Genomic DNA, 5,714 nt, shown 5'->3' on the forward strand with positions numbered 1-5,714 from the left:
GCCCTGATCAATCATTCCCCTTGACAACCATATCCCCATACAAGCCCGGATGAGCGCAGCGATATGCGGGGATAAACCACAACCCCGGATGTCGCTACGCTTATCCAGGCTACGCTTGCTCAACGATGTCGATCCCCAGGCCAGGCTCGCCGATGTGCTGGCCCGCCTACCGGATCACCCCGCCAAGCGCATTCACGAACTCCTGCCTTGGAATTGGAAGACGACCTCTACTAAGCTGGCTGCCTGATCACGATCGCTAACATGCGATCTGGTGAGCCCAGGGAGGATCGGTCATGGTAAAGGGCTCCGACATCCTCACGAGGTGGCAGCTCCTGCGCCCCTACCTGAATCGACGGCAGCGAAGCTTGTGGGCTGCTGCTGAGGCCGAAGCGATCAGCCACGGAGGTATCGCGCTAGTCTCCAGTGTAACAGGCATCTCCTATCAGGCGATATCGACAGGGATGTGGAAAGTTAGATCAACCAATGGGTCGACGGCAGGAAGCTTGGTACCTTCAGGGGGATCCCCTCGTGCCGGCAGAAAATTGACCGAGGTGAACGATCCACAGATCGAACAAGCTCTCCAGCAAATGCTGTCAGACGAAATTGCCGGCGATCCAACGGGCTCCCAAAAATGGATACGTAGTAGCCTACGAAATCTCAGCAGGCGCCTGGATGAGCAAGGCCACACAGCCTGCACTCACACTGTAGCGCGGCTGCTGCGAAAAATGGGATATTCATTGCGAGTTAACTGGAAAAAACAGGCGGGAGCGCAGCATCCTGATCGGGACGAACAGTTCAAGTACATCGCTGCCCTCAAGGCCCAGTATCTTCGCGAGGGACTCCCCGTCATTAGCATCGATACCAAAAAGAAGGAGCTCATAGGAAACTTTAGACGCGAGGGAAAAAGTTGGCGTCGAGAACCAATAGAGACAGACTCTCACTTCGCGAGTTATGCGAAATGTGTGGCAGTTCCTTTCGGTATCTACGACATCGCTAAAAATATCGGATACGTTACGGTTGGAACGTCCAACAACACTTCTGAATTTGCGGTCCGTTGCTTGGAAAGTTGGTGGTGCCTTCACGGCCGGTTAGCTTATCCGCATGGCAACCGGCTCCTGGTGTTTGCCGACGGGGGTGGCGCCAACGGGTATAACCTCAGGACCTGGAAAAAGGACTTACAAGAAAAGCTTTGCGATGCCTTCGGCCTGACGGTCACCGTAAGTCACTATCCGACAGGGTGCTCCAAATGGAATCCAGTGGAATATAGGTTGTTCAGTCACATCAGCATAAACTGGGCTGGCCAGCCGCTGCGTAGCCTTGAGGTGATGCTTGCATTCATCAGAGGCACGACAACCACCGCCGGACTGACCGTGGAAGCTCAACTCGATCAGGAGATATACCGGAAAGGTAGGAAGGTTACAGAACGACAGTTGAAAGAGCTCGCGTTGTCCATTCACGACGTCTGTCCCCGCTGGAACTACTCACTCACTCCGCGACCTATTTCCTGACTTTCTAGACCTGCTCAGTCCTCCGTCCATTGTGGCTCGTGGCATTATCCACAGGCCCGAGGAGACGACCCGTGGCCCTCACCGGACGCATACACAGGCCCTGCGCTCAACCCTCTTTCGGCTTCTTCGCCCGCATCTTCATCTCGCGGTATCGCGCGAGGAGTTGGTGCCGATGAAGGCGCCCTCGCCGACCGTGGTCTTGTGCTTGAATAAGCCGTCGTAATTGCAGGTGATGGTGCCGGCACCGATGTTGGATTTGGCGCCGATATGGGCGTCGCCGATGTAGGAGAGATGGTTGACCTTGGGATTACGGTGTCCAAGCACTGTCACCCTAATTGTGATTATAGATCGGCCTAATGCTTCGGCAGTTCGTGCTGCGTGGTTGTCTCACTGCCGCCTGCCGGACTAGCATCGACAGCATTCTTGGCATCGCAAAGCGCTTCCGGGACCTCATGCCTGTCAGGCGAGATCAGAAGCTGTTGCCGCATCTCGGCGAGGCGGGCACGGCAGTATTCGCGGTACAGGAGATCGAATATGGCGGGCATGATCTAACCTCGTTTGTTTGATCTGCACCAATTCCAATTCCAAGTCCAAGCTATCATTCTTCCTGGGGCCCAAGATGTGAACCAGATCACAGCCTGTCCCTCTTGAGCTTTCTCCGCTCCAGTGATGAACCTTGGCAGAAACTCGCGAACCTGGCTGCGGTTCAATGCCCGCATGACGCCAACCTCAGGCGACGAGACAATTAGCAATCGCGCCGTAGTCTCAAGAGTTGAATGCACTGTCACCGTAACTCACTTGGATTTCAGAACGCATCCTGCGCAGTCAGGCTTAGAGCTTAGTGACACTCATCACGGTCTGAGGAGCCGACCTCCCTTAACGTCCTCGCATCATCAACTGACGGGATCGCTTATTCGAGGAAGGGGAGGAAGAGCTGTGGGCGCATTCACGAGCGAACTGACGATTACGCATCTCTCCGGTAACGATACGCATGGCTGGCGCTTATGGCGCTTGGCAGAGCCCCTCACCTATGAGGTCGGAGGCCGCGGCTCCGGTCGCGTCATCCTCGTTTCGAAGGGCTTCATCACCGACGGCCCATCCATTCCACGATTGCTGTGGTCGATCCTGCCAGTTTGGGCAAGCTGGAGCCGCGCGGGCGTCGTTCATGACTACCTGTGCTACCGAATCGCGCTCAACAATCCCCATCCTGAAGCGCCGACGCGCGACCATGCCGACCGAATTTTCTTCGAAGCCATGGAGCTCCTCAACGTCGGCTGGGTTCAGAAGTACCTGCTCTACTGGGGCGTACGCTTTGGGACTTGGTATAACGTAAGGCCCACCATGATCGACCACAACACCACCCCCAACGCTACACAAGTAGTTAGGCAGTAGCGTCCATGCCCGTACTTGCTTCCGACGTTGTGGCCCGTGCGGCGGCGCGAGGTGCTGCCGCTGCATCTTGGCGACGACGGTACTCCCGGATTAAGTGCACCGTAATTCGCGGGCGATGAGCATTATCGTCGTCAGTTCCTTGGAACATACCGTAGTGCCAGAGATTGCCATGGATCACCGCACGGTCAACACGGCAATTTATCGGTGACTGAGAGACGCCACCCGCGCTCCCGCCATGACCAGGAGCGTTCACAATGGGGCGGTACTTTTTCGATGTTATTGCTGACGGCGAACTAACCACCGACGAAGAGGGCATGATCCTGCCCGACATGGCCTCAGTACGGCGCGAAGTCTCCCTCTCCCTTGCTGATCTCGCGCGCGATACGGTTCGCCGTGAAGGCTGCCCCCGCCTGGCAATCTCGGTGCGCAACGAGGACGGGCCCATATGCGAAGCGGTGTTCCAATGGGGGTTGGAGACGAAGCACTGAAACCGCTTGCGCCGTAGTTCGCAGTTCCCTGAAAGAAAGCTGAACAACCGTTAATGGAACCGGAACGAAAGTCCTCATTGCGGAATTGTTGATGCGAGACCGCCGCCCGCCGTCAATGAACGGCGCATGTCGCGGATAGCCAAAGGTCTTCGGACCCGCTGTTCAAGAACAAGCGCACGCGCAGGATAGCCAAAGGCGGCGGTCTCCGCCTGATCTGCAAGCAGGAAGAAGGCCCCTCGATATTACTGTCGGGCATCGTTGGGCCGTGCGTGGGCTGGAGAACTGTTATGCGAACCACTGTTGAGCGAAACGCTGTTGAGCGAAACACTGTTGAGATCGATTCCCGACACAGTCGCGCGATCGTTCAAAAGATTGGCGAAAGACTACGAGCGTCGATCAAGGAAGATCGAGAGATACCCGCGCACTTCAAAATGCAAATCGATCGACTTCGGGAGTTAGAAGACGAGACGAAGCCCAGAGGTTAAGTCACGTCCGTTCGGGTCAGCTCCTCTCTCACGACTTCTCTTGAAGACTCCTCTCCGAGTGCGCGCCCGTACTCTTCCGGATAGACAGTTCCGAAATCCGCGTCAGAATAGCCGCATAGCAGCGGTACGGCATTCAGTTCACCTAGTATTTGCGTTCGCCCGGCAGTCCGAAATGGCTGCCGGGCTTTTGCATGACTATCTGTCAAGCTGCTCCAGTGCCGCTTCCAATTCTGTGACGATGTCGTGCAGGAGCCCAATTGCAAGCGGGTCAGTGACCTCGCGCTCCATCACGCGGAAGCGCATCACCCGCTCTTGAAGTTCACGCTGTTCCCTGTCGTCGTCCATGACGCGCTCCGCACTTTAGAGCATGACGCCGAGCGAGACGTTGCAGGAACTTGAACGAATATTCATCAAGGTTAAGGCGTGCCCTTCGGCGTGAACCGAGGTGCAGGTCAAATACCGAACGAGTGCCTGATCTGCCTCAGCATCGATATGGCGGCATCGGTATACCGACCATGGGTGAGATACTGGTCTAGCTGCGACGCACCAAGCAGCATCAAGGCTGCCATTACAAAGCCTTTGAACATAGTGGGCCTCTCCAGAGGAAAGAGACCGCCAACCGGGCCGGTCGGGTTAGAGCCTTTCGGAATTCGCTGTCGCCGATCGCGACCTATCCGCAATGGCGGAATGCTGGCACCAATTGGTAGCCAAATTGCTAAACAAGCCCCGCGCTCAACCCTCTTTCTTAGCCTTCGCCCGCATCTTCATCTCCCGATACCTCGCCGCCCCGCCCTCGCGGTTGTTCTGCGGGCTGCGCTCCACGGCCATCGCGTCGTCAGGCACGTCCTTGGTGATGACGGAGCCCGAGCCGATATAGGCGCCGTTGCCGATTTTCACCGGCGCCACCAGCGAGGAGTTGGTGCCGATGAAGGCGCCCTCGCCGATCGTGGTCTTGTGCTTGAAGAAGCCGTCGTAATTGCAGGTGACGGTGCCGGCGCCGAGATTGGCTTTGGCGCCGACGTGGGCGTCGCCGACATAGGACAGATGGTTGACCTTGGCGCCTGCCTCGATTGTCGCGGCTTTTGTCTCGACGAAATTGCCGATCTTCGCGCCGTCGCCAAGCGAGCTGCCCGGTCGCATACGCGCATAGGGGCCGACGAGCGCATTCTTGCCGATCGAACTCTGCACGATGTGCGAGAACGAATGGATCACCGCGCCGTCAGCGATGGTCACGCCGGGGCCGATTACCACGAAGGGCTCAATGGTGACGTCGTTGCCGAATGTCGTGTCGGCGGCGAGATAGACCGTCTCCGGCGCGATCAGCGTCACGCCGGCATCGAGGGCTGCCTTGCGCAGCCGCGCCTGCATCACCGCTTCCGCTTCGGCGAGCTGGGCCTTGGTGTTGATCCCGCGCACTTCGTCCTCGGTGGTTTCGATCACGACGGCCTCCAATCCCATTTCCCTGACGATGGTGACGGCATCGACCAGATAATACTCGCCCTTGCTGTTGGCGTTGCCGATCGACCCAAGAATTTCCAGCGCGCGGCGGCCGTCGAACGCCATCACGCCGGCGTTGCACAGCGTCACCTTGCGCTCTTGGGGCGTCGCGTCGGCATGTTCGCGTATCGCCGTCAGGCGACCGCCTTCGAGCAGCAGCCGGCCGTAGCCGGTCGGATCAGCGGCGCGGAAGCCAAGCACCGCGAGCGCCGCGCCCTTCTCCAGCGGCGCGCGCAGCCGCGCAAAGGTCTCGGCCGAGATCAGCGGCGTATCGCCGAACGCCACCAGCAAATCGTCTGAGCCGCGCGCGATCGCCTCGCGGGCCGCCAGCACGGCATGCGCGG

Annotated in this window: 6 protein-coding genes and 2 pseudogenes; 4 read left to right on the forward strand and 4 right to left on the reverse strand. The window is 58.2% G+C overall.

Features of this window, described 5'->3' with window-relative positions:
• Positions 1 to 118 precede the first annotated feature (118 nt).
• Both CP49_RS42180 and CP49_RS01070 read left to right on the forward strand, forming a co-directional pair.
• Positions 119 to 247: pseudogene (locus CP49_RS42180) on the forward strand (transposase domain-containing protein); the annotation flags it as partial.
• 46 nt (positions 248 to 293) lie between these two features.
• On the forward strand, positions 294 to 1,508 hold the full coding sequence (locus tag CP49_RS01070; protein ID WP_057848449.1) for an ISAzo13 family transposase: 1,215 nt from the start codon (positions 294 to 296) through the stop codon (positions 1,506 to 1,508).
• Positions 1,509 to 1,664: 156 nt separating this feature from the next.
• Here the strand turns inward: CP49_RS01070 and glmU (CP49_RS01075) are convergent.
• Both glmU (CP49_RS01075) and CP49_RS01080 read right to left on the reverse strand, forming a co-directional pair.
• A pseudogene (gene glmU / locus CP49_RS01075) lies at positions 1,665 to 1,811 on the reverse strand (bifunctional UDP-N-acetylglucosamine diphosphorylase/glucosamine-1-phosphate N-acetyltransferase GlmU); the annotation flags it as partial.
• A 50-nt stretch (positions 1,812 to 1,861) separates the two neighbouring features.
• Positions 1,862 to 2,053: a hypothetical protein gene (locus CP49_RS01080; RefSeq protein WP_057848451.1), complete on the reverse strand. Its 192-nt coding sequence runs from the start codon at positions 2,051 to 2,053 to the stop codon at positions 1,862 to 1,864.
• A 391-nt stretch (positions 2,054 to 2,444) separates the two neighbouring features.
• Between CP49_RS01080 and CP49_RS45700 the strand changes: the two genes are divergently transcribed.
• Positions 2,445 to 2,900 (forward strand): DUF1353 domain-containing protein, encoded by a 456-nt coding sequence (locus tag CP49_RS45700; RefSeq protein WP_057848452.1) that lies wholly within the window; start codon positions 2,445 to 2,447, stop codon positions 2,898 to 2,900.
• A gap of 254 nt (positions 2,901 to 3,154) precedes the next feature.
• On the forward strand, positions 3,155 to 3,388 hold the full coding sequence (locus tag CP49_RS01090; RefSeq protein ID WP_057848453.1) for a DUF6894 family protein: 234 nt from the start codon (positions 3,155 to 3,157) through the stop codon (positions 3,386 to 3,388).
• 680 nt (positions 3,389 to 4,068) lie between these two features.
• Here CP49_RS01090 and CP49_RS45705 read toward each other — a convergent pair.
• Both CP49_RS45705 and glmU (CP49_RS01100) read right to left on the reverse strand, forming a co-directional pair.
• Positions 4,069 to 4,218, reverse strand: a complete 150-nt coding sequence (locus CP49_RS45705; RefSeq protein WP_197422991.1) for a hypothetical protein — start codon at positions 4,216 to 4,218, stop codon at positions 4,069 to 4,071.
• Positions 4,219 to 4,605: 387 nt separating this feature from the next.
• On the reverse strand, positions 4,606 to 5,714 hold a 1,109-nt coding region (gene glmU, locus CP49_RS01100), incomplete at its 5' end, for a bifunctional UDP-N-acetylglucosamine diphosphorylase/glucosamine-1-phosphate N-acetyltransferase GlmU (RefSeq protein WP_057848455.1).

The organism is Bradyrhizobium valentinum (assembly GCF_001440405.1).
GTDB lineage: Bacteria > Pseudomonadota > Alphaproteobacteria > Rhizobiales > Xanthobacteraceae > Bradyrhizobium > Bradyrhizobium valentinum.